Origin of the sequence: Pseudomonas sp. GM_Psu_1, assembly GCF_026544185.1 — a bacterium.
GTDB classification, from domain to species: Bacteria; Pseudomonadota; Gammaproteobacteria; order Pseudomonadales; family Pseudomonadaceae; genus Chryseomonas; species Chryseomonas oryzihabitans.
In genome coordinates, this window is record NZ_JALNUX010000003.1 from 64930 (window position 1) to 90719 (window position 25790).

The 25790-nt window shown below is 68.1% G+C and carries 20 protein-coding genes and 2 pseudogenes; 11 read left to right on the plus strand and 11 right to left on the minus strand.

Annotated elements, in window-relative coordinates; translation table 11 throughout:
- Window positions 1–164 precede the first annotated feature (164 nt).
- A pseudogene (locus tag OXS31_RS05445) lies at window positions 165–347 on the minus strand (general stress protein); the annotation flags it as partial.
- A 666-nt stretch (window positions 348–1013) separates the two neighbouring features.
- On the opposite strand from OXS31_RS05445, the gene OXS31_RS05450 reads away from it, so the two are divergent.
- From OXS31_RS05450 to cysE, 3 genes are read left to right on the plus strand one after another with little or no spacing between them, the layout of a single operon-like run.
- On the plus strand, window positions 1014–1556 hold the full coding sequence (locus OXS31_RS05450) for a helix-turn-helix transcriptional regulator (RefSeq protein ID WP_027599832.1): 543 nt from the start codon (window positions 1014–1016) through the stop codon (window positions 1554–1556).
- Window positions 1557–1565: 9 nt separating this feature from the next.
- A complete protein-coding gene (locus tag OXS31_RS05455) occupies window positions 1566–2132 on the plus strand; it encodes a GNAT family N-acetyltransferase (RefSeq protein ID WP_267398259.1) in 567 nt (188 codons plus the stop codon).
- 15 nt (window positions 2133–2147) lie between these two features.
- Window positions 2148–2936 carry a serine O-acetyltransferase gene (gene cysE, locus OXS31_RS05460; RefSeq protein WP_042133412.1) on the plus strand — a complete coding sequence of 263 codons (789 nt, stop codon included), beginning with the start codon at window positions 2148–2150 and terminating at the stop codon, window positions 2934–2936.
- On the opposite strand, the gene OXS31_RS05465 is transcribed toward cysE, so the two are convergent.
- The 4 genes from OXS31_RS05465 to OXS31_RS05480 all read right to left on the minus strand — a co-directional run bounded on the left by OXS31_RS05465 (window position 2918) and on the right by OXS31_RS05480 (window position 8323).
- Window positions 2918–3658, minus strand: a complete 741-nt coding sequence (locus OXS31_RS05465; protein WP_145248034.1) for an NUDIX domain-containing protein — start codon at window positions 3656–3658, stop codon at window positions 2918–2920. The two genes, cysE and OXS31_RS05465, sit on opposite strands and share 19 nt — an antisense overlap.
- 5 nt (window positions 3659–3663) lie before the next feature.
- On the minus strand, window positions 3664–6195 hold the full coding sequence (locus OXS31_RS05470; RefSeq protein WP_267398260.1) for a mechanosensitive ion channel domain-containing protein: 2532 nt from the start codon (window positions 6193–6195) through the stop codon (window positions 3664–3666).
- 65 nt (window positions 6196–6260) lie between these two features.
- A complete protein-coding gene (locus OXS31_RS05475; RefSeq protein WP_267398261.1) occupies window positions 6261–7304 on the minus strand; it encodes an AraC family transcriptional regulator in 1044 nt (347 codons plus the stop codon).
- Window positions 7301–8323 carry a hypothetical protein gene (locus OXS31_RS05480; RefSeq protein WP_150338934.1) on the minus strand — a complete coding sequence of 341 codons (1023 nt, stop codon included), beginning with the start codon at window positions 8321–8323 and terminating at the stop codon, window positions 7301–7303. The genes OXS31_RS05475 and OXS31_RS05480 overlap by 4 nt, the downstream gene beginning before the upstream one ends.
- A gap of 195 nt (window positions 8324–8518) precedes the next feature.
- Between OXS31_RS05480 and OXS31_RS05485 the strand changes: the two genes are divergently transcribed.
- The 3 genes and pseudogenes from OXS31_RS05485 (at window position 8519) to OXS31_RS05495 (ending at window position 13108) form a co-directional block, all read left to right on the plus strand.
- A complete protein-coding gene (locus OXS31_RS05485) occupies window positions 8519–10573 on the plus strand; it encodes an NADPH-dependent 2,4-dienoyl-CoA reductase (RefSeq protein WP_267398263.1) in 2055 nt (684 codons plus the stop codon).
- Between the two features lie 287 nt (window positions 10574–10860).
- Entirely contained in the window at window positions 10861–12174 is a 1314-nt protein-coding gene (locus OXS31_RS05490) for a chromosome partitioning protein ParA (protein WP_171991242.1), read from the plus strand.
- Between the two features lie 11 nt (window positions 12175–12185).
- Window positions 12186–13108 (plus strand): annotated as a pseudogene (locus OXS31_RS05495) (pyridoxal-phosphate dependent enzyme).
- On the opposite strand, the gene OXS31_RS05500 reads toward OXS31_RS05495, so the two are convergent.
- Complete coding sequence (locus OXS31_RS05500; protein WP_267398264.1) at window positions 13081–14061, minus strand: DUF1853 family protein; 981 nt, start codon at window positions 14059–14061, stop codon at window positions 13081–13083. The pseudogene OXS31_RS05495 and the gene OXS31_RS05500 sit on opposite strands and share 28 nt — an antisense overlap.
- Before the next feature lie 40 nt (window positions 14062–14101).
- Between OXS31_RS05500 and OXS31_RS05505 the strand changes: the two genes are divergently transcribed.
- Genes OXS31_RS05505 through OXS31_RS05515 form a run of 3 tightly spaced genes read left to right on the plus strand, consistent with a single transcriptional unit; the run spans window position 14102 to window position 16811 of the window.
- The gene (locus tag OXS31_RS05505; RefSeq protein ID WP_007158929.1) at window positions 14102–14986 is read left to right on the plus strand and encodes an NAD(+) kinase; all 885 of its coding nucleotides are present in this window, start codon (window positions 14102–14104) and stop codon (window positions 14984–14986) included.
- A complete protein-coding gene (locus OXS31_RS05510; protein ID WP_267398268.1) occupies window positions 14986–15945 on the plus strand; it encodes a metallophosphoesterase in 960 nt (319 codons plus the stop codon). Before OXS31_RS05505 ends, OXS31_RS05510 begins: the two co-directional genes overlap by 1 nt.
- Window positions 15942–16811, plus strand: coding sequence for a rhomboid family intramembrane serine protease (locus OXS31_RS05515; RefSeq protein ID WP_267398269.1), 870 nt, complete (start codon window positions 15942–15944; stop codon window positions 16809–16811). Before OXS31_RS05510 ends, OXS31_RS05515 begins: the two co-directional genes overlap by 4 nt.
- On the opposite strand, the gene OXS31_RS05520 is transcribed toward OXS31_RS05515, so the two are convergent.
- Together OXS31_RS05520 and OXS31_RS05525 are read right to left on the minus strand one after the other, a co-directional pair.
- Window positions 16812–17129: a hypothetical protein gene (locus tag OXS31_RS05520; protein WP_244898813.1), complete on the minus strand. Its 318-nt coding sequence runs from the start codon at window positions 17127–17129 to the stop codon at window positions 16812–16814. It lies immediately after the preceding gene.
- Between the two features lie 75 nt (window positions 17130–17204).
- Complete coding sequence (locus OXS31_RS05525; protein WP_150338928.1) at window positions 17205–18971, minus strand: thiamine pyrophosphate-requiring protein; 1767 nt, start codon at window positions 18969–18971, stop codon at window positions 17205–17207.
- A gap of 252 nt (window positions 18972–19223) precedes the next feature.
- Here OXS31_RS05525 and prmB point away from each other — a divergent pair, with 252 nt between their 5' ends.
- Window positions 19224–20138 (plus strand): 50S ribosomal protein L3 N(5)-glutamine methyltransferase, encoded by a 915-nt coding sequence (gene prmB, locus OXS31_RS05530; RefSeq protein ID WP_042133433.1) that lies wholly within the window; start codon window positions 19224–19226, stop codon window positions 20136–20138.
- A 50-nt stretch (window positions 20139–20188) separates the two neighbouring features.
- Complete coding sequence (locus OXS31_RS05535) at window positions 20189–21508, plus strand: DEAD/DEAH box helicase (RefSeq protein WP_267398273.1); 1320 nt, start codon at window positions 20189–20191, stop codon at window positions 21506–21508.
- A 54-nt stretch (window positions 21509–21562) separates the two neighbouring features.
- Here the strand turns inward: OXS31_RS05535 and OXS31_RS05540 are convergent, their stop codons facing one another.
- The 3 genes from OXS31_RS05540 to egtB form a co-directional block, all read right to left on the minus strand.
- A complete protein-coding gene (locus tag OXS31_RS05540; RefSeq protein WP_044340727.1) occupies window positions 21563–23398 on the minus strand; it encodes a GGDEF and EAL domain-containing protein in 1836 nt (611 codons plus the stop codon).
- Between the two features lie 114 nt (window positions 23399–23512).
- Window positions 23513–24475 (minus strand): L-histidine N(alpha)-methyltransferase, encoded by a 963-nt coding sequence (gene egtD / locus OXS31_RS05545; RefSeq protein ID WP_074583102.1) that lies wholly within the window; start codon window positions 24473–24475, stop codon window positions 23513–23515.
- Between the two features lie 3 nt (window positions 24476–24478).
- Window positions 24479–25762, minus strand: coding sequence for an ergothioneine biosynthesis protein EgtB (egtB, locus tag OXS31_RS05550; RefSeq protein ID WP_042133447.1), 1284 nt, complete (start codon window positions 25760–25762; stop codon window positions 24479–24481).
- Between the last annotated feature and the right edge of the window lie 28 nt (window positions 25763–25790).

A 25790-nucleotide genomic window follows, 5' to 3' on the forward strand; every position in this document is an offset into this window, starting at 1 on the left:
GGTTGTCCGATAAAAGTAGCACGGTCATGCATTTGTGTGAGTTGGAACTCACTGGAGGAGCAGGATAGGCGGCGGGCGGCGGGGCAGGAGGGTAAGCGAGAAGCAAAGGTAGCAGCCGGCCCGGAGTCTCTGATCCGAGGCGGCTGCCATGGGGGCAGAATGCCTCAGGTCGCCGCGGCGTCGTTCGCGGCCTCGGGACGGCGGGTGCCATGGCTGTTCTGGCCACCCTTGCGCCCGGCTTCGGACGCCCGGGCCGGGTTGTTGGCGAAGTTGCCGCCGCTCGCCCGTCCGCCCTTGCGACCCGCCTCGGCGGCGCGCTCGCGATTGTTGGCGAAGTTACCTGGATTGCTACTTTTGTTGGCCATAAGAACTTCTCCCACTTTCAATTATTGAACAGTTGAATGCGTGCCCCCAAAGGCTAAGCGATTCGGATATTGAGAGTAGGGGTTCATAAAGCGAGTTCGAGCGGGCTGATGGAGGGATATATTGTTATACGAGGTGCAACTTCGATACAGACTTAAACTTGAACTTTGTCCTGCTAGAGCCGTTTCCGGAAAAGTTGTACAGGAGCTGTAAAAGAATTCGGCCAAGGTCGGAATAACTTTCCGGTTGGAACCCCTGTCTGGCGCTGAAAATTCTTGAAACATCTTGCTGTAGGGAGCGTTTTCGCTGGGGTTTGGTGCCCTCAGGCATTCAGACGCCTTTATCGAAGTCGCGTTCTGGAGTCGCCTGAAAATTATCATCTTCGTCGCGCGTACCTGCTTGTTCGATGTTACAGAGTAGCGCTCTTTCGATGCCGGTGGAAGAATGCGGACGGCTTGGATAGAGCCTCTCGTTGCTGAATGGTCCGGAAAGGCATCTGGATATAACGACGTGCCCGGTAAAGAGTTTCTCCGATAAGGTTTAACGCGATATCAACTTTGGCAGCGGCCTGATGCTACAGGGGTAGCACAGCAGTAACCTTGCACTTTTCTCTCTTATGTGAGAAAAATTCCCTGAATCGGGAGGTGGTCATGCTGGATCAACAACTGGCGGTAAGGCTCAAGGCGCTGCGCCTGGAGCGTGAATGGTCCCTGGAGCAATTGGCGTCCTTGAGTGGGGTCAGTCGCGCGACGCTGTCTCGCCTGGAGAACGCCGAGGTCAGCCCGACCACGGCGGTGCTCGGGCAACTCTGTTCAGCCTACGGCCTGACCCTGACGCGCTTGCTGCACAGCGTGGAAAGCCGCTATCCGGCCCAGGTCCAGCGCCAGGCGCAGCAGATCTGGAGCGATCCCGCGCAGGCGTTCACCCGCCGTTCGGTGTCGCCGCCGGCCCAGGCCCTGGCGGGTGAGGTCATCGAAAGCGCGCTTGGGCCGGGCGTGGACATCCGCTACGAGGCATCGCCCCGCCCAGGCCTCGAACACCATCTGCTGCTGCTCGAAGGCGAGTTGCAGCTGTGGATCGAAGACCAGTCCTACCGCCTGGGCGTCGGCGATTGCCTGCGCTATCGCCTCTGGGGCAGCAGCCGCTTCCTCAGTGGTCCGGCGGGCGCCCGTTATCTCCTGTTCATGATCTGAGGTGTGTCCATGAGTGCGTCCCTGCGTATCGAGCAGCTCGAGGCTGCCGCCTTCACCCGTCACCTGGATGACTTTCAGCGCCTGCTGGCCGCCTGTGTCGAGCAGGGCGCCAGCATCGGCTTCATCCTGCCGCTCGCCGACAGCGTGAATCGCCGTTTCTGGACCGAAGCCGTGGCGCCGGGCCTGGCCCGGGGCACCCGGGTGCTGTTTGCCGCGCTGCAGGACGACCGGGTGGTCGGCAGCGTGCAGCTGGTGCTGGATACCCCGGCCAACCAGCCGCACCGCGCGGACGTGGTCAAGTTGCTGGTGCATCCGGACTACCGGCGCCAGGGACTCGCGCGCCGGCTGATGCAGGCGGTGGAAGCGGCTGCGCGGGCCGAAGGACGGGAATTGCTGACCCTGGACACCCGCAGCGACGACCATGCCGAGCCGCTCTATCTGTCCCTCGGCTATCAGGTGGTCGGCAGGATTCCCGGCTATTCCCTGGATGCCCGCCAACCGGAACGCCGCGACAGCACCACCCTGATGTACAAGACGCTGAACGCCGTGCCCGTTAAGCTGGGCGCCTTCAGTTAAGGACGCCTATCCGCCATGCCGCCTCGCTCCGCTCCCGAACTCTGGCAACTCCTGCGCGCCCAGGCCGAGGCCGGGCGTCGCGATGCCCCGGCCCTGGCCGCGGGGCTGACGCGCGCGCTGCTGCAGCCGGTGGATCTGACAGCAGCCCTGGTCCGGCGCTGCGCCGAGGCCCTGGCGGAGGATCCAGGGCAGGCCGAGGCCCTCGCCGAGCGCTTCGCCGCCCTGCATGCCGAGTGGCCGGCATTGACCGCAGCGGCCTGCGCGGACCTGGAAGCGGTGCTGGCGCGGGATCCGGCCTATGCCAGCCTGCTGGAGATCTTCCTGTTCTCCAAGGGCTTCCTGGCGCTGCAGACCCAGCGCCTGAGCCATGCCCTCTGGTGCAACGACGAGCGGCTGCTGGCCCTGCACCTGCAGGCGCGTTGCAATCGGCTGCTGGCCATCGACATCCACCCGGCCGCCCGGCTGGGGCGCGGCATCATGCTCGACCACGGCACCGGTATCGTCATCGGCGAAACCGCGGTGGTGGAAGACGACGTCTCCATCCTGCAGCAGGTGACCCTGGGCGGCACCGGCAAGGAGCAGGGCGATCGGCATCCCAAGGTGCGTCGCGGGGTGATGATCGGTGCCGGGGTCAAGATCCTCGGCAATCTGGAGATCGGCGAAGGCGCCAAGATCGGCGCCAACAGCGTGGTCCTGCACCCGGTGGCGCCCCATACTACGGTGGTGGGCATTCCCGCCCGTCCGGTGGGGCGTCCGCGCGACGCTCATCCGGCCGAGAGCATGGATCAGTCCTTCGACGGCTGAGCGAGAAAGACCTCGGCCTTGGGATAGCGCTCGCTGTTCAGCGCACTCGTCTGCAGGCCCTCGGCCTGCGCCAGGCTGCGCACTAGTTCGCGATTGAAGGCGCTGTTGCCCGGATCCGCCAGGTACTCGGGCAGCGCCAGCCAGCGGGCGTCCTCGATCTCCTCCGGATCCTGGATGGCGATCTCGGCACTCAGCGGATCGAGGCGGCAGACCACATAGAGATTGGACTTGCCGAAGCGGTAGGGATGGGTGGTCACCAGGCCGACCACGCTGCGAAAGGCGCTGCGGATGCCGGTTTCCTCCCAGACTTCGCGGACCACCGCCGGCGCCAGGTCTTCGCCCAGTTCGACATGGCCGCCCGGCAGCTTGTAACCCTGGCTGCCGCGCTCGCGGATCGCCAGCAATTCGCCGCGGTCGTTGAGTACCAGGCCGCCCACGCCCAGGCTGTGGGTCGGCACGAAGGGCGCGAAGGCCGTGGGTGTGCCGCGCCAGACCAGGGTCAGCTCCTGCTCCAGGCAGTTGTGAAAGACGAAGCCGGCGGCGGTGGCGACCCCCACCAGATCGCCGAGGGCCAGGGGCAGGGTCAGCCAGATCAGGTTGCGTCCCTCGCGCCGAGCGCTGGTGAGCAACTCCGCTAGCGCCGGGGCAAAGGCCTCGCGGTCGGTGGGCAGCGAGGCGGCATCGATGATCAGGCCGTTGAAGGCGTCTTGGCGGTACTGCACGGGGTTTACTCCGCAGGGCGTGACGGGATGGGCGTGGAGGGTACGATACCGGCTTCGCTGGGCAGCAGCAGACTGGCGCGCGGATTGGCGATCTCGATGCCGCGCTCGCGGAAGCGTTCGAGGATGCGGCGATTGAGTTCGCGCTGCACGCCCCAGCGGCCCTTGTCGAGGCATCTCATCTGGCCGGCGATGGTCACCATGGAGCCGTCGACGGCGTCCACGCCCCAGATCTCCAGATCGGCGAGGATCAGGTCCTTGAAGGCATCGTCGGCGCGCATGCCGGCGCCGATGTCCTTGAGTTCGGCGATGACGCGCTCGATGTCTTCCTCGTAGCCCACGCTGATGCGCAGGGCCGCGTTGCCCAGACCGCGGTTGATGTTGTTGACCGCGGACACCGAGCTGAAAGGCACGATGTGCAGGGAGCCGTCGCCGGCGCGCAGGCGCACGGTGCGGATCGACAGGTATTCCACGGTGCCCGAGACCCCGGCCACGGTGACCCAGTCGCCCACCTGCATGGCGTTTTCCAGCAGCAGGAAGATGCCGGTGATGAAATCCTGCACCAGCTTTTGCGAGCCGAAGCCCAGCGCCACCCCGATGATGCTGGCGCTGGCCAGCAGCGGCGTGGTGTTGATGCCCAGCTCGCTCAGGGCGGTGAGGCCGACGATCAGCGCGACCAGGATGAACAGGCCGGTGCGCAGCATGGGCAGCAGGGTGCGCAGCCGGGCGGCGCGCACCGTATCGCCGCGTTCGCTCCAGCTGCTCAGTCGCCGGTTCACCGCGGCGTTGGCCCCTTCCCAGATCGCCACGGCGATGATGGCGGCGATGAGGATGGTGAGGAAGGCGGACAGCAGGTTGCGACCGATGCTGCCCTCGCCGAACCAGTCCAGCACGCTCCAGCCCCAGGACTGGAACAGCGCCAGGGCGGTGATCAGGGTGACGATCACCCCCACCAGCCAGCGCGCCATCGGATAGTAGCGCTGCAGGTGCAGATCGCTGCCGCTGGCGCCTTCGCTCGCCGCCGGCTGGAACAGCCGACCCAGCAGGCCGAGCAGGAACACCGCCGCCAGCCGCCCGAGGATGACGATGCCGGCGGACAGCGCGACGAAGTTCATCAGCCGCGGCAGACCGTTCTCAATGTCCAGCGCCCACATGGTCCAGCCGCCCATGACGAACACCGCGGCGAACACCGCCCAGACCTGGCCCAGCCAGGCGCGCAGCACGGCCAGGGCACCACTGCCATCCTGACGCCCGGCGATGCGCGCGGCCACCGGCCGGCGCACGTGGAAGATCAGCCCCACCACCAGCAGGTGGGCCAGCAGCGAGACCAGCTTGACGATGGCCTCGCGGCCTTCTTCGTTGGCGCCGAGGATGTCCGCGGCCTGGGCCAGCGCCAGGCCGAAGGTGATCAGGGCGACGAAGGCGTGCAGCCAGCGCAGCAGGGTGCAGGCGAGGGGCGCCTTGACCTTGAGCAGGCGGATGCCGTGGGCGGCGGGGTCGATCAGGAGGCGAATGACGATCAGCGCCAGGCGAGTGGTGAGGTAGGCGCCGAGGAAGCCGCCGACCAGCTCGCGCAGGTTGGCATCCGAGCCCACCAGATAGTGGATGAGCAGCGCCGCCATGGCCCAGAAGGCCAGCAGCGGCAGTACTTCCAGCACCAGCAGCCCGAGCGCGAAGGGCAGATGCCGCAGGGTGGTCCAGTGCTCTTCGCCGCTGCGTCGAGCGGGGCTGGCGGGAGCGGGGTCGGCCGGGATGGAGCTGGGCGCGGGCTCATCCGGCACCGGTGCGGCGCTATCGGACGGGGCGATGGGCACCTCTTCGAGCTGATCCACGCCGTCGCGCTGGGTCATGACCAGGGCCACCGCGGGTTCGGCCGGGCGGGTGGCGGCCTCTTCGGCCGCGGGTGCCGCGGCCGCAGGCGGTGACGGCTGGGCCGCCTGCTGCTGGGCCTGGCGGCGGGCGCGGCTGTCGGCGTGATCGGCCTGGCGCTGCAGCCGTTGCCGAGGGCGCTGGAGTGCTCGACGGATCAGCCACTCGACGAGCAGGCCGGCGGCAAAGAGGGTGGCCAGGGTCAGCAGGGCCTGCAACAGGGCCCGGCGACCCGCTTCGGAGGTGAAGCTGGCGCGCGACCAGTCCGGCAGGCTGCGTACCGCCCGCTGTACCTGATTCAGTTCGCTGCCCAGGTTGTCGGCCCAGCGCCCGACGCGACTGAGCGTCTGGGCGATCAGGCCATTGGCTTCCAGGGGCACCAGCGTCTTTTCTTCGCCTGCTGCCGAGGTGGCGGCCGTGGCCGGCGCAGCGGCGGTTGTCGTGCTCGCCGGCGCCGGCGCCGGGTTGGTCGCGGCCGCGCTGGCCGGCTGGCTGGCAATGGCCTGCAGGGTCAGGATCAGCTCCTGGCGCCGCTGCGGATCCTGCAACAGGGCCGCGACCTGGCGCGCCTGTTGGGGATCGAGGCCGGTCGCGGCCTGGGCGGGGGTTTCGGCGGCGCGCAGCGGCAGCGCCAGGCACAGCAGTAGCAGGGCAAACAGGAAATTGGGCATGGGGCGAGCGCAGTCCTGGTGAAGGATCAGGCAGTTAGGACCCACGATCGGCGCCTATGCTCCCTTCAGCCGGCCACGCCCTGCCGCTGCAGGCGCCGCCAGTCGCCGGGGGTCTGGTCGGTCCAGCGCTTGAAGGCGCGCTGAAAGGCGGCGGGGGAGGCGAAACCGAGCAGGTAGGCGATCTCGCCGAAACTGGCCTCGGTGTCGCGGATATAGGCCAGGGCCAGGTCGCGGCGGGTCAGGTTGAGCAGGGCGCGGTACTGGGTGCCTTCCTCGGCCAGCTTGCGCCTGAGCGTCCAGGAGGGCAGGCGCAGCCGGCTGGCGATCTGTTCCAAGGTCGGCTCGCCATGCCGCAACAGCGGCCCCATGACCTCGACCACCCGCTCGGTGAGTCCGCGGGTGCGGGTCAGCCGGCCGTGCTCGGCGTCGCTCAGCGCCAGCAACTGGCGCCAGGTGGCCGGGCAATGTTCGGGACCGGACCGGCTCAGGGTCGCGGCATCGAGCAACAGGGCATTCTCCGCGGCGCCGAATTCCACCGGGCAACCAAAGGCGGTCGCGTAGGGCGCGAGGTCCGCCGGGGCAGGGTATTCGATGAGCACGCGGCGCGGTTGCAGCGCCTGGCCGGCCACCGTGCCCAGCAACGCCAGCCAGGCGCTCAGCACCGCGTCCACCACGAAGCGGTTGTAGGCGTTGTAGGGGCTGATGCTATAGAAGTGCAGCCAGGCGTCGCGACCCTGGGCGGCATAGCGCGACCGACCCCGGTAGTTGCGGCCATAGAGCGGCTCCAGCCTGAGCAGCGTCTCGGCGGCGTGGCGCACGTCCGGCGCCTGGCCCACGGTTACGCCGGCGAGACCGAGAAAGGCCGGGCGCATCGTCCGACCCATGGCCAAGCCCAGTGCCGGATCGCCGGTCAGCTCCAGGGCGGCGTGGCCCAGGCGCATGTAATGGGGAATCGACAGCCGTCCGCCGGGTTCGGCCAGCCGCGCCGCGCTCAGGCCGAAGCGCGCCAGCAGGCCGGCGGCATCGGCGCCCCGCTGGTCGACGGCCGCCGCCAGCGCCAGCACGAAGCCGGTGGAGAGATCGCCAAGGCGCAGCGCCGGCGCGCTCATAGCCGCAGGTTGATCAGCTTGCTGCCGGCCCGGGCAGGATCGGTGGCGGCTTCAGCGTCTGGGGTGAAGGCCCGGCTGCCGCCGCCGGCGTGCCATTCCCAGAGCCGTCCGCGCAACTGCACTTCCAGCGCGGCGCGAATGCCGGCGGCGCGCAGACGCTGCACATCGAAGGGCGCCGGTGCCGGGGTGGCGCCCGAGGCGAGGGCGGGGATCGCCAGCAGTTCCACCTGGGGATCGTCGAGCACCCCGGCGCGACCGGTGTCGCTGCCCTGGATGACGCCCAGACGGCCCAGCGGCGTCTGCAGCCGCAGCAGGGGCGGACTGAGATCGTCGCCGCGTTCCCGGGCTGTCAGGGGCCGCACCAGCGGCTGGCCGAGCACCTTGCCATCGGGTCCGAAGACCAGGGTGACATTGCGCAGCGGTCCCGTGCCCACCTGCAATTCGCCGTCGACCAGGGTCGGACCTGGCAGCACGATGGAGCCGGCCACCAGGGTGACACCGTACTGGCGGGCGAGTCCGCCGAAGAGTTGCTGATAGGCGCTGGCCATGTCCCAGGCCTTCATGCGCAACAGGCTGTCGGCCAGGCGCCGGTCACCCTCGGCCTGGAACCAGGCGCGGGCCACGCGCAGCGGATTGCCCAGCAGCAGCCACTGGATGGCGTCTTCGCTGCGGGCGGCGGCATAGACCTCGGGTTTCTCGCCCATCAGCGCCAGCGGAGTGCCCAGGTGTTCGGGCAGTACCACGATGGTCTGGGCGCCGATCAGGCCCAGGCGCCGCGCATTGGCCAGATAGGCATCGAGCTTGAGGCGCAGTCGCTCGGGATTGCCGTAGTCCAGGGCGATCAGCTCGGGCTCGATCCCCAGCAGGTTGCCGGTGGTGGCGGCCGCCGGCGTGGTGGTCAGGTCCACGGCCAGGCTGCTGCGCAGATCCGACAGGTAATGGAAGGCTGGCCGCTGGGCCACCCAGCCCGCCAGTACGGCGAACAGGGCGATCAGCACCAGGAACACGAGCTTGCGCATCGGCACTCCAGAGCGGTCCGGCCTCCTGGGCCGGGCGGGATAAAGGTGCTCAGGGTAGGAGACCAGACAGCCACTGCCAAGGGGCGGCTGTGCATTTGGGTAAAGAGGTTGTCATTTCCGGTGATTGAGACGGGGGCGCGCTCCTCCTATCGTGGCGCCAGGCTTTCCCAGAAAGGCCAACCACCGGAGACCGCCATGATCGAGCTTGCCCCCCGTAATACCACCCCTTTGGAAAGCTATCCGCATCTGCTCGAACCTCTGCCCGTGGGGTCGATCATGTTGCGCAATCGCGTGGTGATGGGGTCCATGCACACGGGGCTGGAAGAGCGGCCCGGCGGTTTCGCGCGGATGGCGGCCTTTTTCGCCGAGCGGGCACGGGGCGGGGTGGGGCTGATCGTCACCGGCGGCATCGCGCCGAACGAAGAGGGTGCCGTGGCCAAGGGCGCGGCCAAGCTGACCACCCCCGAGGAAGCCGAGCATCATCGGCCGGTAACGAGTGCGGTGCACGCCGCCGGCGGCCGTATCTGCCTGCAGATCCTGCACGCCGGGCGCTATGCCTATAACCCCCAGCTGGTGGCGCCCTCGGCGCTGCAGGCACCGATCAATCCCTTCACCCCGCGCGAACTGGACGAGGCCGAGGTGGAGGGGCAGATCGCCGCCTTCATCCGCTGCGCCACCCTGGCGCAACAGGCCGGTTACGACGGCGTCGAGGTGATGGGTTCCGAAGGCTACTTCATCAACCAGTTCATCGCCGCGCGGACCAATCACCGCACGGATCGCTGGGGCGGCGACTTCGCCCAGCGCTGCCGCTTGCCGCTGGCCATCGTCGAAGGCATCCGCGCCGCGACCGGTCCGGATTTCCTGATCATCTTCCGTCTCTCGCTGCTGGACCTGGTGGAGCAGGGCAGCACCCCCGAGGAATGCCTGCAGCTGGCGCTCTGGCTGGAAGCCGCCGGGGTCAGCCTGATCAACACCGGCATCGGCTGGCACGAGGCGCGCATCCCCACCATCGCCACCCTGGTGCCACGCGGCGCCTTTGCCGCCGTCACCGCCCAGCTCAAGGGCCGGGTGCGGGTGCCGCTGATCGCCACCAACCGCATCAACACCCCCGAGGTGGCCGAGGCCATCCTCGCTGCTGGCCAGGCCGACCTGGTGTCCATGGCCCGCCCGCTGCTGGCCGATCCGGATTTCGTCGCCAAGGCCGCCGCCGGCCGCGCCGACGAGATCAACACCTGCATCGCCTGCAACCAGGCCTGCCTGGACCATACCTTCGCCGGCAAGCTGACCAGCTGCCTGGTCAATCCGCGCGCCTGCCACGAGACCGAGTTGCGGATCCTGCCTGTCGCCGAGGTCCGCAGCTTCGCCGTGGTCGGCGCCGGACCGGCGGGCCTGGCCGCCGCCTGCACCCTGGCCGAGCGCGGCCATAAGGTAGTGCTGTTCGAAGCCAGCGAGCGGATCGGTGGCCAGTTCAACGTCGCCCGGCGCATTCCGGGCAAGGAAGAATTCGGCGAGACCCTGAGGTATTTCCAGCGGCGCCTGGAGCGACTGGGGGTGGATGTCCGCCTCAACCATCGCGTCAGCGCCGGCGAGTTGCAGGTCGAGGGCTTCGCCGCGGTGATCCTGGCCACCGGGGTGACGCCGCGGGTGCCGCCCATTCCGGGAGTCGACCATCCCAAGGTGCTGGGTTATCTGGACGTCCTGCTGGAGCGCAAGCCGGTAGGCCGACGGGTCGCCCTGATCGGCGCCGGTGGCATCGGCTTCGACGTGGCGGATTTCCTCACCCATGGCCACCAGGAGGTGGAGCCCATCACCGCCTTCTACCGAGAGTGGGGCATAGACCCCAGCTTCAGCAGCCGTGGCGGCCTGGCCCCGGCCGCGCCGCCGGCGGTGCCGCGCGAGGTCTGGCTACTGCAGCGCAAGCCGGGCAAGCCCGGCAAGGGCCTGGGCAAGACCACCGGCTGGATCCACCGCGCGCGCCTGCAGCAGCGCGGCGTCAAGGCCATTGGCGGGGTGGAATACCTGGGCATCGACGATGCCGGTCTGCACCTGCGCCTGCCCGATGGCGGCGAGCAGGTGCTGGACGTCGACAACGTCGTGCTCTGCGCCGGCCAGGAGTCCCTGCGTGAGCTGGAAGACGAACTGCTCGGCGCCGGCATGGCGGTGCATCGGGTCGGGGGCGCGGATGTCGCCGCCGAACTCGATGCCAAGCGCGCCATCGATCAGGCCACTCGCCTTGCCGCCGAGCTGTAACTCTTCGTTGCAATCAGGGATGATTTCTGTGATCCACTCCGCATAACATCGGTTCCGGACCGACCCTCGTCCCAATGTCTGGCCTCTCTTCCATCCCGCCGACCAGGATTGGCTAAGCTGCCGTCCTGATGCGTCGGGTGGGGGCCCGGCGCGTTGGAGCAGTCGGGCGGCGACGCGGATCAAGCGCGTCGCCGCCCGAGGTCGGCGCGCGGATGCAGGTCCGGTCGCCAATTGGCGAGATGCCGGCCTCGGTATTCATGTGGGATCGACAGAGCACGCGGCGAGAGATGGCAGAGACGTTGAACGAAGAGGCGGTACTGACCCCGGTGGTGCTGGGGTTCGGCGACCAGGGTGTGAATCGCGCCTTGCTGTTTCCCGATTTCCAGGCGCTCTGGCAGGGCGACCAGACGCTGCTCGACTGCGCCGGACGGCGCCATCGCTTCGTCTATCTGCTGCTGGACGACCACCGCCGGGTCAAGGCCGCGGTGTTTTTCCTGCTGGCCTTCGATGCACAGGGCAGTCCGCTGCCGGAGTGGGACCTGCCGCTTACGGAGCTGGCCGAGCGCGGCGATGTCGGTCCCGACCTGGGCGCCGGGCCGATCCGTCTGGCCAGTCGCAGCCACTGCCCGATCTCCTGGCACCAGGGCGATCTCTGGGATCCGCGCAGCGAGGCCGAGCATGACGACTGGCAGGCGATCCGCGACTGCCTGGGTCTGGTCGCGCCGCGCGATGGCGAGGTGGAACTGGCCGGGGAATATCATCCCAGTGCCGCCGACGGCATCGATGTCGAGGCCCGTCTCGAACGGGTCCGCCGCATCCTCGCCCAGGAACACCAGGAGGCGCTGGACAAGCTGATCGCCGGCCAGCGCACCCGTCTGCTGACCCTGACCCGCCAGCACCAGGAAGACCTGGCCCGCCTGCAGCGCGATGCCGACGAGGCGCGCGCCGCCAAGGCCGAGCTGGAGGTGCGCTACGCCGCCCTGGCCCAGCACCTGGAGCAACAGCACGACCTGGCCCGCCAGGAGCGCGAGGAACTCAACGAACAGATGCGCACCCTGGAGCGCAATGCCCTTTACAAGATCGAGGCGCTGCGCATCCAGTCCGAAGCCGAAAGCGAAGCCCGGGTGGCCGCCGCGGTGGGCGAGCTGAAGAATCAGCTGACCATCCGCGAGGTGGAACTCAAGTACCGCGACGAGCTGGACGGCCAGTTGCAGGAGGACATCCGCCAGCTGCGCGAGCGCTGCGCCCAGCTGATCGGCGACAGCAACGAAGGCCAGCTGGAGCGCCTGGCGCGCCAGGGCATCCTGTTCGTCACCTTCCAGCCGGGGGCGGGGCATCTGATCCTCAGCCGCCAGGACGTGCCGCGGTTCAGCGCCGATCCCCTGGGCTATGTCGCCGAGCACTGCAAGGTCAGCCGCGAGCAATACCAGCGCTGGCTGGAGCATCACCAGCAGCCGGTGTGCCAGGCCGAGGTGGAGGGCGAGCGCTGCGGGCGGCCGGTGGTGCGGGTCGAGCATCCCGCCCAGTTCGATCCGCTGCGCTCGACGCTGTGCGCCGAGCACCGCGGCGATGACAGCGATGGCGACGTCGCCAATCTCTGAATCCCCGGCGGATGACATCTCTCCCACCCGCCGCGCTGCAGGAGGTGCAGCTCGCCGCCCTGGCGCCGCGCGACCTGCGCCTGGCGGTGCTGCGCCTGGATCAGCGCCCGGCCGCGCATAACGGCAACAAGGGCTACAAGCTGCGGCCCTGGCGCGAACGCCTGGCCCGGGGCGAGGGCCGTGGGCTCATCAGTCTCGGCGGTGCCCACTCCAATCATCTGCATGCGCTGGCCGCCCTGGGTCGGGAAGACGGCTTCGCCACTGTCGGCCTGCTGCGCGGCGAGCCCTGTCTGACGCCCACCGTCCAGGATCTGCAGGCCCAGGGCATGACCCTGCACTGGCTCGGCTATGGCGGCTATCGCCGTCGCCATGACGCCGACTTCTGGCAGCCCTGGCAGGCGCGCTATCCCGGGTTGCTGCCCATTCCCGAGGGGGCTGCGACGAGCAGGCCGCCGCGGCCTGCGCGGCCATCGTCACGGAGTTGCGCCAGGGCCTCGCCGCCCTGGACTGGCCCGATTGCCAGCAAGTCTGGCTGGCCGCCGGCACCGGCACCACCCTGGCCGGGGTGATCCGCGCCGCCGATCCCGCCTGGCAGGTGGTGGGCGGCCTGGCGGTGCCATCCGGGCACGGCGTCGAAGCCAACCTCGACCGGTTGCTCGCCCAGCACATGGCCCCGAACTGGCGCCTGCTGGACGCCAGCCGCGGTGGCTTCGGCCGCCTCGATGGCGAAGTGGCCCGGGCCATGGCGGAGTTCGAGGCGCAGACCGGGATTGCCCTGGAGCCGCTCTATACCGGCAAGCTCTGGCTGGCCCTGCGCCAGGCAATCGAGGGCGGCGCGCTGGCCCCGGGCAGTCGCCTGGTGCTGATCCACAGCGGGGGCCTCCAGGGCCGCCGCGCGCTGGAGCCTCAGCTGGCGAAGTGGGTCGGCGGCTGAAGCGGCCAACCCCCAGGCACCAGGAACAGCCGGGCATCCTCGTCGCCGCGTGCATCGCGCCGCACCAGCAATTGCGGCCAGATCGGCTCGCCGTCCGGCAGCGGCAGGCAGGGCGTGTCGGCCACTGCGGGTGCCAGCCAGTGGCCCTTGGGCAGCACCTCCCAGGGACCCTCCGGCAGTTGCCCGCGCGCGCACCACAGCTGGGGTTGTCGGGATGGCAGGGCGTCCGCCGGCCAGGGCAGGGGGCGATCGAGCGGCTGGAACAGATAGCCGCCCAACCACAGCGCCGCCCGCGGCGGGGCGATGTCCAGCGCCGCCAGGCTGGCCCGGGCCAGGGGCGTGGCCGACAGCGGCAACTGGCGCTGGCGCAGATGGGCGAGCTTGCGCGCCAGCTGGTCTTCGCCGCCGGGGCCCAGCCAGCGGGGCGCGTCCGCCGGGCCTTCGCCCAGGTAGAACTTCACCGCCAGTTCCAGGTGATGGACCCCCTCGGCGTCTTCCACCAGCAGGTCCAGTTCACCCAGGGTACGGTCACCGTCGCGCAAGGGCAGGTTGGCCGCGCGCAACCTCAGCCCCGGCGCGCGCTCCAGGGCGAATTGCCAGAGTCTTTCGTACTGGCGCCCCAGGCGGCGATCGCTGCCCTGGGCGAGCCAGGTCGCCAGGGCCGCGGGGGCCGCGTCCTGTTGCCGCAGCCAGTCGGCCAGACGTTCGGGGTGGGTCGCCCAGTCGCTGGCGGCCAGCGGATGACGGGTGTCGGCGGCCTCCAGCAAGGGCGGCGCGACCAGGGTCCAGGCGAGATCGCGCACCTGGGGCTGGCTCAGGCGGCGGGGCAGGGCGTGCAGCTCGGCGAAGGGCGTCATGGTGCCAGCATAGGCCAAGCCGGGCCGCTGCGGATCACCGGCGGCGACCCGTGGTCGGATGAGGGCGGTTTGCCGCTGCCACGGGCTTTCGCCCATACTTTCCGCACTTTCCAGCCAACGGGGCCGCCGGCGCGTCATGGACTCCTTTCGTAACATCGGCATCATCGGTCGACTCGGCAGCACCCAGGTGCTGGACACCATCCGCCGGCTCAAGACCTTTCTGCTGCAACGCGGGCGCAACGTCATCCTGGAAAACACCATCGCCGAAGTCCTGCCTGGCCACGGCCTGCAGACGGTCTCGCGCAAGCTCATGGGCGAGATCTGCGACCTGGTGATCGTGGTCGGTGGCGACGGCAGCCTGCTCGGCGCCGCCCGCGCCCTGGTGCGCCCGCGGGTTCCGGTGCTGGGGATCAACCGCGGCAAGCTGGGTTTTCTCACCGACATCCGCCCCGACGAGCTGGAGACCAAGGTCGCCGAGGTGCTCGACGGCCAGTACCTGATGGAGACGCGCTTCCTGCTGGATGCCTTCGTCGAACGCGGCGGCGAGATGATCGGCCAGGGCGATGCCCTCAACGACGTGGTGCTGCACCCGGGCAAATCCACCCGGATGATCGAATTCGAGTTGTACATCGACGGCCAGTTCGTCTGCAGCCAGCGCGCCGACGGCCTGATCGTCGCCACCCCCACCGGTTCCACCGCCTACTCGCTGTCGGCGGGCGGTCCCATCATGCATCCCAAGCTGGATGCCATCGTGGTGGTGCCCATGTATCCCCACACCCTGTCCAGCCGGCCCATCGTGGTCTCCGGCGACAGCACCCTGTCGATCCTGGTGTCGCCGAACATGACGATCTATCCGCAGGTCTCATGTGATGGCCAGAATCATTTCACCTGCGCACCCGGCGATACCGTGACCATTCAGAAGAAGCCCCACAAGCTCAGGCTGATCCACCCGCTGGATCACAACTACTACGAGATCTGCCGGACCAAGCTCGGCTGGGGCAGTCGCCTGGGAGACGATTGATGCCCCGCGGCTACGATCTGATCGGCGACATCCACGGCTGCGCCCATACCCTGGACCTGCTGCTGGAGCGCCTCGACTATCGACAGGTGGACGGCGTCTGGCAGCATCCCGAACGCCAGGCGATCTTTCTCGGCGATCTGGTCGATCGCGGCCCGCGCATTCGCGGCGCCCTGCGTCGGGTGCGCGCCATGGTCGAGGGTGGCCATGCCCACTGCATCCTCGGCAATCACGAACTCAATGCCCTGGCCTGGCACACCCCGGCGCTCCCCGGCACCGGCCAGACCTGGGTGCGCGAACACACCCCCCGTCATCGCCAGCTGATCCAGGAGACCCTGGCCGCCTTCGCCGATCATCCCGGCGAGTGGCAGGACCACCTGGACTGGCTCTACACCCTGCCGCTGTGCAGGGACTTCGGTCACTTCCGCATCGTGCATGCCTGCTGGGATCAGCGGCTGATCGACGAACTCCTCCACCACTATCCGGACGCCTGCATCGACGAGGACTTCGTCCGCCAGTCCATCGTCGGTGGCAGCCTCGCCAGCCGGGTCGCCTCACGCCTGCTCAACGGCGTCTCGCTGCCCTTGCCCCACGGCCTGCGCCTCACCGGCAGCGACGGCTACGTGCGGGCGCGCTTTCGCACCAAGTTCTGGGAGAGCGATCCCCAAACCTATGGCGACGTGGTCTTCCAGCCGGATGCGCTGCCGGCGGAAATCGCCTGCGAACCCCTGAGCGACGAGGAAAAGGCCGGGCTGCTCTGCTATGGCGAAGAGGAGCCGATGCTGTTCGTCGGTCACTACTGGCGCGATGGCCATCCCGAACCCCTGCGGCCCAACCTGGCCTGCCTGGACTACAGCGCGGTCAAGTACGGCAAGCTGGTGGCCTACCGCCTCGACGACGAACGCCAGATCGATCCGGCCAAGTTCGTCTGGATCGACGTCCAGCGCGAGGAGGGGCGATGAACCAGCCGCAACCCGTGCTGCGCGTGCCCCTGGGTCGCGACCTGCTGGGCTTCACCCGCCTGCTGCGGCGCCTGCAGATCCGCCACCGGGTGGTGGAAGAGGGCGACAGCCAGGTGCTCTGGGTGCTGGACCCGGCGCGGGTCGAAGAGACCCGCAGCCTCTATGAGCGCTATCCCGATGGCGATCCGCGTGGCGAGGTCCAGACCCCCCGCGGACCCCGCGGCTTCGGCCTGCTGGCGCAACTCAAGGCCAGTCCGGTCAGCGCCGTCTTTCTCGCCATCACCCTGCTGCTGGGCCTGGCCACCGAACTGGGCGACAACCTGGCGCTGATCCACTACCTGACGCTGCAGGAATTCCGCCTGATCGACGCCGAGCACATCGCCTTCCTCGATCTCGACGCCAGCCTGGCCCGTGGCGAATGGTGGCGGCTGGTCACTCCGATCTTCCTGCACTTCGGTCTGCTGCACCTGGCGATGAACGCCCTCTGGTACTGGGAGCTGGGTCGGCGCATCGAATTCCGCCAGGGCGGCCTGATGCTGCTGCTCCTGACCCTGGTGTTCGCCGCCGGCTCCAACCTGGTGCAGTACGCCTGGACCGGCCCGGCCCTGTTCGGCGGCCTGTCCGGGGTGCTCTATGGCCTGCTCGGCCACTGCTGGCTGTTCCAGTGGCTGGCGCCCAATCCGGCCTATCGCATGCCGCGCGGCGTGGTGGCCATGATGCTGATCTGGCTGGTGATCTGCCTGACCGGCGTCTTCGACCTGCTCGGTTTCGGCTCCATCGCCAATGGCGCCCATGTCGGCGGCCTGGTGCTGGGTTGCCTTACCGGCCTGCTGGGCGGAGGCCTGGCACGCCTGCGGCAGCGCTAGCTAGCGCCGCCGCTTGAGCTCGGGCGAGAGGCTCAAGGCATTGCGATAGCGCCAGCGCCGCTGGCTGCGGCGGCGCAACCAGAGCCCGACCAGCAAGAGCAGCGCACCGCCGCCCAGAAAGCCCTGGGCGGTCTCGCGGGCCATCGTCAGATAGGGCGCCAACTGCGGCAGCTGCAGCAGCGCGGCACCGCCCGCCAGCAGCGCGGCCAAACCCGTCAGCACCGAGAGGGTGCCGAGGCCGGCGGCGAGGGAGGTTAGAAAGGGCCGCCGCAGGCGCAGCGGCGGCGGATCGAAACGGTCTTGCTCGGGCAACTGCATGCTCATACCCCAGGCGCTGTAAGGCCGCCGAGGTTATACGCCTCGGCGGTCCTTGGCGAGCCTGAGAGGCGCGGGCTAGCGCAGCAGCTGTCGGGCCCCCTGCTTGAGCATGTCCCAGCGATTCGGATCACCACTGGCGATGGCGCCGAGGAAGGCCCGCGCCTGCTCGAAGCTGATGTGCGGCGGCAACGGCGGCACGCTGGGGTCGGTGACGAACTCCAGCACCACCGGGCGATCCGCTTCGAAGGCCTGCTGCCAGGCATCGGCCACCTCGTCCGGACGATGGATGCGCAGGCCCTTGAAGCCGAGCAATTCGCCATAGCGGGCATAGGGGAAGTCCAGAACGTCCTGGGCCGGGGCGAACTTGGGATCGCCGGCCAGGGCGCGTTGCTCCCAGGTCACCTGGTTGAGATCGCCGTTGTTGAGCACCATGACAATGAAGGTCGGGTTGCTGAATCTCTTCCAGTACTGCTGCAGGGTGACCAGTTCGGCATTGCCGTTCATCTGCATGGCGCCGTCGCCCACCAGGGCGATCACCGGGCGATCCGGATGGGCGAACTTGGCGGCGATCGCATAGGGAATGCCACAGCCCATGGTCGCCAGCTTGCCCGACAGCGACCCCAGCATCTGCCCGCTCATGCGGATGTCGCGGGCATACCAGTTGGTGTGGGAGCCGCTGTCGCCACAGAGGATGGCGTCACGCGGCAGTTGCTGGGACAGTTCATGGAAAACCCGCTGCGGATTGATCGGATCGGCGGGCGCCAAAGCGCGCTGCTCGATGGAATGCCAGGAGTCGGCCACGCTCTTCTCGATGCGCGCGCGCCATTTGTCGTGGGGCTTGCTCTGCAGCAGCGGCAGCAGGCGCCTCAGGGTCTCGGCGGCATCGCCCAGCAGCGGCTGCTCGATGGGATACCTCATGCTGATGTTGCGCGCATGCAGGTCGATCTGCACCGCCCGCGCCTGGCCTTCCTTGGGCAGGAATTCGGTATAGGGAAAGGTCGAGCCGACGATCAGCAGGGTGTCGCATTCCTTCATCAGCAGATCGCTGGCCTCGGTGCCGAGCAGGCCAATGGAACCGGTGACATAGGGCAGTTCGTCGGAGACAACACCCTTGCCCAGCAGCGCCTTGGCCACCCCGGCGCTGAGCTTCTCGGCCACCGCCATCACCTCGCTGCGCGCCTGCAGGGCACCGGCGCCCACCAGCAGGGCCACCTTCTTGCCGGCATTGAGGATGTCGGCGGCGGCCTGCAGGTCGTCTTCCTGGGCATAGGGCCGTGGCGGGATGGCACCGGCCCCGGAAAGTACATTGGCGTGCTGGTGCGGCGGGCTTTCCACCGCAGGCAACTGCTGGATGTCGTTGGGAATGATCACAGTGGCCACCTGGCGCTCGGCGATGGCCACGCGAAAGGCGCGGTCGATGACATGCCGCAGTTGCGCCGGATGCACCACCGTCTCCACGTAGGCGGACACGTCCTTGAACAGGGTGTGCAGATCGACTTCCTGCTGGTAGTCGCTGCCGAGCGAGGAGGCGGCCTGCTGGCCGACCAGGGCGACCACCGGCATATGGTCCATCTTGGCATCGTACAGGCCGTTGAGCAGGTGGATGGCCCCGGGCCCGGAAGTGGCCAGGCAGACGCCCACCTCGCCCGTGAACTTGGCATGGGCGCAGGCCATGAAGGCGGCCATCTCCTCGTGGCGCACCCGGACATAGTCGAACTGCTCGGCCACCCGCCCCAGGGCACCCATGATGCCGTTGATGCCATCGCCGGGATAACCGAAGACGCGCTCGACGTTCCACTGCCCGAGGCGCTCCCAGAGATGGTCGGCTACGGTCTTGCTCATGACGTTCTCCTAACTGGACCTTTAGGCTTTGTCCGAAAAGTGCCTGCGCTCGGCCATGCTGCGTTAAAAATCCGTTCGGAATGCTCATTTACCACTCGTAAACTCCGCTTCCTCACGGATTTTTGCCTTGCCTGACCTTCGCTCGGCGACTTTTCAAACAAGCCTAGGTTAGGAAGAAGGGGTCCGGCGTTAAGTTCCTGCAGCCGGACCGGGCGCGGGTTAGAATGCGCGGCTGATCATCCGGAGCCTTTCATGAGCGAATCCCGCCTGCGCACCTTGCGCGACCACATCCGCTGGGCCGTCAGCCGCTTCCATGCCGAAGAGCTGTTCTTCGGCCATGGCCACGACAACGCCTGGGACGAGGCCCGCGCCCTGGTGCTGGGCGCCGTGCACCTGCCCTGGGACACCGCCGACCGCTACCTAGACTGCGCCCTGGAAGACGACGAGCGCTACGAACTCGGGGTGCTCTTGCACAGGCGCATCCAGGAGCGCGTGCCCACCGCCTATCTGCTCGGCGAAGCCTGGTTCTGTGGTCTGCCGTTCACCGTCGACGAGCGGGTGCTGGTGCCGCGTTCGCCCATCGGCGAGCTGATCGAAGCGCACTTCGCCCCTTGGCTGCCGGCCACGCCGGCGCGCATCCTCGATCTCTGCACCGGCTCGGGCTGCATCGGCATCGCCTGCGCCTATGCCTTCCCCGAGGCCGAGGTGGCCCTGGGCGATCTGTCCTACGACGCCCTGGAAGTGGCCTGGCAGAACATCGAGCGCCACGGCCTGGAGGAGCGCGTCTATACCGTCCAGGGCGACGGCTTCGCCGGCCTGCCGGGGCAGCGCTTCGACCTGATCGTCAGCAATCCGCCCTACGTGGATGCCGAGGACTTCGCCGACATGCCGGCCGAGTACCAGCACGAACCGGCCCTGGGCCTGGCCTGTGGTGACGACGGCCTGGATCTGGTGCGACGGATGCTGGCCGAAGCGGCCGATCACCTCACCGAGCAGGGCATCCTGGTCGTGGAGGTGGGCAACAGCCAGGTCCACGTCGAGGCGCTCTATCCGGAAGTCGATTTCACCTGGCTCGAATTCGAGCGCGGCGGCCATGGCGTCTTCCTGCTCGCCGCCGCCCAGTGCCGCGAGCACCAGGCGCTGTTCCGCAGCCGTCTGGTCCCCTGATCACCTGCGGTCGCCGGTGGCGGCCGCCTTTCTTTACCGAGGTCTACCCCGTGTTTACCGAACTCGCTCTGCACGAGCGCCTGCTCAAGGCCCTCGACACCCTGGGCTTCAAGACGCCCACCCCGGTCCAGGCCGCCGCCGTGGGCCCGGCCCTGGAGGGCCATGACCTGCGCGTCACCGCCCGTACCGGCAGCGGCAAGACCGCGGCCTTCCTGCTGCCGCTGCTGGATCGCCTGCTCAAGGATCCCAAGCCGCGTTCCGGTGCCCGCGCCCTGATCCTGCTGCCGACCCGCGAGCTGGCCCAGCAGACCTCCAAGGAAATCGAACGCTTCGGCCAGTTCACCTTTCTCAAGGCCGGCCTGGTGATCGGCGGCGAGGACTTCCGCGTCCAGGCCGCCGGCCTGCGCAAGAATCCGGAGATCCTGGTGGCCACCCCCGGTCGCCTGCTGGAGCAGCGCAACGCCGGCAACGTGGATCTCAAGGACATCGAGATGCTGGTGCTGGACGAAGCCGACCGCATGCTCGACATGGGCTTCTCCGAGGACGTGCTGCAGATCGCCGCCAGTTGCGAGCGCGAAGGCCGCCAGACCCTGCTGTTCTCCGCCACCAGCGGGGGCAACAGCCTGCGTCAGGTGGTCGAGCAGGTCCTGCGCGAGCCGCAGAATCTCATGCTGGACCGCACCGGCGAGCTCAACGAAGCCGTGGTGCAGCAGGTGATCCTGGCCGACGAGCCGCCGCACAAGGAGCGCCTGCTGCAGTGGCTGCTGGCCAACGAGACCTATCGCAAGGCCATCGTCTTCACCAACACCAAGGTGCAGGCCGATCGCCTGACCGGCCGCCTGGTGGCCGAGGGCCTCAAGGTCTTCGTGCTGCACGGCGACAAGGACACCAAGGACCGCAAGCTGGCCGTGGAGCGGCTGCAGAGCGGCGCGGTCAAGGTCCTGATCGCCACCGACGTGGCCGCCCGCGGCCTGGACGTGGACGGCCTGGACCTGGTGATCAACTACGACCTGCCGCGCAGTGGCGACGAATACGTCCACCGCATCGGCCGCACCGGGCGCGCCGGCGAGGCCGGTCTGGCGATTTCCTTCGTCACCCATGGCGACTGGAATCTGATGTCCAGCATCGAGCGCTATCTCAAGCTGAGATTCGAGCGTCGTCACCTGCCGGGTCTCAAGGCCAGCTACAGCGGTCCGAAAAAGCTCAAGGCCTCGGGCAAGGCCGCGGGTGTGAAGAAGAAAAAGACCGAGGGCAAGAAGGACGGCAAGGCCAAGAGCAAGGCCAAACCCAAGTCCGAACGCCGTCCCGGCGCCCTGGTGCCAACGTCGGCCGACGGCTTCGCGCCGCCGCGCAAGCGCACCCAGGAGTGATCTTGCGGCGCGCCTGAGGCGCCAACCCGCGGCTAGGCCGCGGGGCAGGGCGCCTCAGTGCTTGGCGGCGTTGTCGAACAGCTGGAAGACCGGCGCACGCCGCGTAGGGCGTCGTTGCAGATCCGGTTGCTGGATCAGCAACCAGGCCTGCAATTCCGGTTCGGGCATGGGCTTGCCGATCCAGAAGCCCTGGCCTTCGTCGCAGCCCATGGCCAGCAGGCTGGCCAGGGCCTCGGCGGTCTCGATACCCTCGGCGGTGATGCGAAAGCCCAGTTGATGGGACAGTTCGATCAGCGAGCTGACGATCAGCCGGTCCTTGGTGCGGTGGGTCAGTTCGCGGACGAAGCTGCGGTCGATCTTGATGGTGTCGGCCGGCAACTCACGCAGGTGCGAGAGGTTGTTGTAGCCGGTCCCGAAGTCGTCGATGGCGATGCCGATGCCCAGCTCGCGCAGGGCGGCCAGCTGCCGATGGATCAGCGCCACGTCACCCAGCAGGGCATTCTCGGTGACCTCCAGCTCCAGGCGCCGGGGGTCGACCGGATAGCGCTGCAGCAGGTCGGTGGTGTGCTCGGTGAAGTCCGGATCGTTCAGGTCATGGGCGGAGATGTTGATCGCCACCCCCAGGCCCCGGCCCTCGCGTTGCCAGGCATAGGCCTGGCTGATGGCCTGCTGCATGACCCAGCGACTCAGCGCGGTGATCAGCGCGGTCTTTTCCGCCAGCGGAATGAATTCCGCCGGACTGACCGGGCCAAGGTGCGGATGCTGCCAGCGCAACAGCGCCTCGACGCTGTGGCAGCGACCGGTGGCCAGATCGATGCGCGGTTGATAGACCAGGCTCAACTGGTCCTCGGCGCGCAGTGCCTGGGGCAGGGCGCTGAGCAGGGCGAAGGCGCGGCGGTAGGCGGCGTCATGCTGCGGATCGAAATACCGGCAGCCGCGCATTTCGGCGCGGGCATCGTCGGCTGTGGCGATCAGGGCACGCAGCCAGTCGGTGGGATGGTCGTCGGTCAGGGACATCACCCCCAGGCCCAGCCGGGTCTGGATGGGAATGCCATTGTAGTCGAGCACCCCGGTCAATTCCTGCTGCAGGCGCTCGAGCAGCGCCCGCTGCGCGGCCTCGTCGGCGTCGTGCAGCAGAAAGCCGAAGCGGGCCGGTCCGAGGCGATACAGCGGTTGTTCAGCCGGTAGCAGGCGGCGCAGGTGCTGCTTGATGGCCCGTTGCAGGCCATCGAAATGCGCCTGGCCCATGGCCTTGATGAAGTCGTTGAGATAGCTCTGGGCGAACAGATCGGCCGCCACCGCCACCACCGAGGTACCGGCCCGGGCCAGGGCTTCGGCATCCTCGCTGAAGCGCTGACCGTTGGGCAGCTGGGTGACCGGATCCCAGAAGGCTTCGGTGCGCAGCAATTCGATGTGCTGGCTGGCAAGGGCCGCTAGTTGCTGCAGCGCCACCAGCCGATCCTGGGGCAGGGCGGCGCGGGGAGCGGCATCGAACAGGCAGAGACTGCCGAGCATCAGCCCTTCGGCGGTGCGCAGCGGCGCGCCCAGGTAATAGCGGATGTTCGGTGCACCCCTCACCACCTGGAGGTCGGCGAAGCGGGCATCGTTGCGGGCGTCTTCCACCTGCAGCGGCAAATTGGTTTCCTGCAGGTGCTGGCAGAACGACTGGCCGCGCGGCACGGTGAAAGGCGCGCAGCCTACGGTGGCTCGACAATGGACCTGCTGGCCGTCAAGAAAGCAGATCATTGCATAGGGGACATCGAACAACCGGGCGCAGAGATCGGTGAGATCCTGGAAGGCACGGTCGGCAGGGCGGTCGATCAGGGCAAGATCGCGCAGCAGTGCAAGACGCTGGCGTTCGTTGGCCGCAGTGAGTGGAGCGGGCTCCATAGCAACGTCTCGGTGCGCTGTAGTAGCAGATTGCTACTTAGAGCGTGATGGGGTCGAGAGTTCCCTCACTACCCGCCTCACAGTCTACCGGTTGTCATTTATCTGTCGAAAGGATCAGGCCGCGAAGTAGAAAACGGCGAACAGCCCCTCGGGGTCGGTCCACACCCGCACCTGTCTGAAACCGGCGTCTTCGGCCAGGGCACGAAAGCTCGCCAGGCTGTACTTGTAGGAATTTTCGGTATGCAGCCGCTCGCCTTCGCGGAAGGTGAAGCGGCGGCCTTCGAGACGTACCGTCTGGTCGCGGGTACTGACCAGGTGCATCTCGATGCGCGCCTGTTCTTCGTTGAAGAAGGCCAAATGGCGGAAGCGCTGCGGATCCAGATCGGTGTCCAGCTCGCGGCGGATGCGTTCGAGCAGGTTGAGATTGAAGTCGGCGGTCACTCCCGCGGCATCGTTGTAGGCCGCATCCAGCCGCGCCCTGTCCTTGATCAGGTCTACGCCGATCAGCAGGCCACCGGTCGTCGGCAGCATCCGGTGCAGATTGCGCAGGAAAACGCCGGCTTCTTCCGGGGTGAAGTTGCCGATGCTCGAACCGGGAAAGAAGGCGATGGGGCGCAGGCCGTCGAGACTGTCGGGCAGGGTCATGGGGCGGCTGAAGTCGGCGCAGGCGGCGCTGACGTCCAGCCAGGGATAGTCGGCCGCCAGACGCTGGGTGCTGCTGAGCAGGAATTCCCGGGAGATGTCGATGCCCAGGTAGCCGGCCGGGTGCATGGCTTCCAGCAGCAGGCGCACCTTGCGACTGGCGCCGCTGCCCAGTTCGACCAGGGCGGCGTCGCGCCCCGCCAGGCGGGCGATCTCACCGGCCGCCGCGGCCAGGATGCCCTCTTCGGTGCGGGTGGGGTAGTACTCGGGCTGCCGGGTGATGGCCTCGAACAGCTCCGAACCGCGCTGATCGTAGAAGTACTTGGGCGACAGCGCCTTGGGGGTCTGGGCGAAGCCCTGGAGCACATCGTCCCGCAGCGAGCTGTCGGCGACGGTCACCGGTTGCTGATCGAAGAAGCGCACGGCTAGGGCCATGGGTCAGACCTCTCTGGCCAGGCGCAGGCCGGAGAACTGCCAGCGCATGGTGGGATAGAAGAAGTTGCGGTAGGTGGCACGCACATGGTCCTGGGGCGTGGCGCAGCAGCCCCCGCGCAGGACCATCTGGCCGGACATGAACTTGCCGTTGTATTCGCCCAGGCTGCCCGGCAGTGGCTTGAAGCCGGGGTAGGGGCGGAAGGCGCTGCCGGTCCACTCCCAGACGTCGCCGAACAGCTGGCGCATGCCCTGGTCCGCATTGGCGACCGGTTGCAGGTGATCCTGGTCGACAAAGTTGCCCTGGATCGGCTGGCGCGCCGCCACGGTTTCCCATTCCGCCTCGGTGGGCAGCCGGGCACCGGCCCAGCTGGCGTAGGCATCGGCTTCATAGAAGCTCAGGTGGCAGACTGGTGCGGTTGGATCCACCGGGGTCAGGCCGCCCAGGGTGAAGTGGTGCCAGACGCCATCGAGCTTCTGCCAGTACAGCGGCGCCTGCCAGCCGAGGGTGCGGATGGCCGCGGCGCCGTCGGACAGCCAGAGATCGCTGCGGCCGTAGCCGTTGTCTTCGATGAAGGCCAGGTATTCGCCATTGGTGATCAGCCGATCGGCCAGCTGGAAGTCATCGACGAATTGCCGATGCACCGGCGTCTCGCAATCGAAGGCGAAGCCGTCGCCGCCATGGCCGACATGCCGGACGCCGCCCGGATGGGCTTCCCAACCCAGGGGCGCGACCGCGGCCTTGGGGCCCTTGGCCAGGTCGGCGCGATAGACCGGGTGCAGGGGGTTCTGCGCCAGGATGTGCTTGATGTCCATGAGCAGCAATTCCTGGTGCTGCTGCTCGTGGTGCAGACCGAGTTCCAGGCGCCGGGCGATCTCGGCGGCATGTTCGGCCGGCGGCGCGCTGAGCAGCTCGGCCATGGCGGTGTCCACCGCCGCGCGAAAGCGATAGACGTCGTCCACGCCCGGTCGCGACAGGTGCCCGCGGGCCGCCCGCGGAAAGGGCTTGCCGTGGGTCTCGTAATAGGAGTTGAACAGGTAGTCGTAGGCCGGATTGGGCGTCTGGTAGCCCTTGAGGAAGGGCTTGAGGATGAAGGCCTCGAAGAACCAGGTGACGTGGGCCAGGTGCCATTTCGGCGGACTGACGTCGGCCATGCTCTGGATGACGTAATCCTCGACGGTGAGCGGGGCGCAGAGCGCCTCGCTGGCCCTGCGCACACGCTGGAAGCGCTCGAGCAGGGTGGTGGCGGTGTCACTCGCTGCGGGCAGCTCGCGGGCGAGAGGATTCATGGCGTTCTCCCTGGTCGGCCTTTTGGTT

Bases quoted from the DNA above. Each gene is read 5' to 3' on its own strand.
- OXS31_RS05470 (WP_267398260.1), bottom strand. From the start codon at position 6,195: ATGCCCAATTTCCTGTTTGCCCTGCTACTGCTGTGCCTGGCGCTGCCG.
- OXS31_RS05485 (WP_267398263.1), top strand. From the start codon at position 8,519: ATGATCGAGCTTGCCCCCCGTAATACCACCCCTTTGGAAAGCTATCCG.
- OXS31_RS05520 (WP_244898813.1), bottom strand. From the start codon at position 17,129: ATGCAGTTGCCCGAGCAAGACCGTTTCGATCCGCCGCCGCTGCGCCTG.
- OXS31_RS05515 (WP_267398269.1), top strand. From the start codon at position 15,942: ATGAACCAGCCGCAACCCGTGCTGCGCGTGCCCCTGGGTCGCGACCTG.
- OXS31_RS05505 (WP_007158929.1), top strand. From the start codon at position 14,102: ATGGACTCCTTTCGTAACATCGGCATCATCGGTCGACTCGGCAGCACC.
- OXS31_RS05500 (WP_267398264.1), bottom strand. From the start codon at position 14,061: ATGGGCGAAAGCCCGTGGCAGCGGCAAACCGCCCTCATCCGACCACGG.
- OXS31_RS05525 (WP_150338928.1), bottom strand. From the start codon at position 18,971: ATGAGCAAGACCGTAGCCGACCATCTCTGGGAGCGCCTCGGGCAGTGG.
- egtB (WP_042133447.1), bottom strand. From the start codon at position 25,762: ATGAATCCTCTCGCCCGCGAGCTGCCCGCAGCGAGTGACACCGCCACC.
- OXS31_RS05490 (WP_171991242.1), top strand. From the start codon at position 10,861: ATGGCAGAGACGTTGAACGAAGAGGCGGTACTGACCCCGGTGGTGCTG.
- OXS31_RS05510 (WP_267398268.1), top strand. From the start codon at position 14,986: ATGCCCCGCGGCTACGATCTGATCGGCGACATCCACGGCTGCGCCCAT.
- OXS31_RS05475 (WP_267398261.1), bottom strand. From the start codon at position 7,304: ATGAGCGCGCCGGCGCTGCGCCTTGGCGATCTCTCCACCGGCTTCGTG.
- OXS31_RS05455 (WP_267398259.1), top strand. From the start codon at position 1,566: ATGAGTGCGTCCCTGCGTATCGAGCAGCTCGAGGCTGCCGCCTTCACC.
- OXS31_RS05480 (WP_150338934.1), bottom strand. From the start codon at position 8,323: ATGCGCAAGCTCGTGTTCCTGGTGCTGATCGCCCTGTTCGCCGTACTG.
- cysE (WP_042133412.1), top strand. From the start codon at position 2,148: ATGCCGCCTCGCTCCGCTCCCGAACTCTGGCAACTCCTGCGCGCCCAG.
- OXS31_RS05540 (WP_044340727.1), bottom strand. From the start codon at position 23,398: ATGGAGCCCGCTCCACTCACTGCGGCCAACGAACGCCAGCGTCTTGCA.
- OXS31_RS05450 (WP_027599832.1), top strand. From the start codon at position 1,014: ATGCTGGATCAACAACTGGCGGTAAGGCTCAAGGCGCTGCGCCTGGAG.
- egtD (WP_074583102.1), bottom strand. From the start codon at position 24,475: ATGGCCCTAGCCGTGCGCTTCTTCGATCAGCAACCGGTGACCGTCGCC.
- prmB (WP_042133433.1), top strand. From the start codon at position 19,224: ATGAGCGAATCCCGCCTGCGCACCTTGCGCGACCACATCCGCTGGGCC.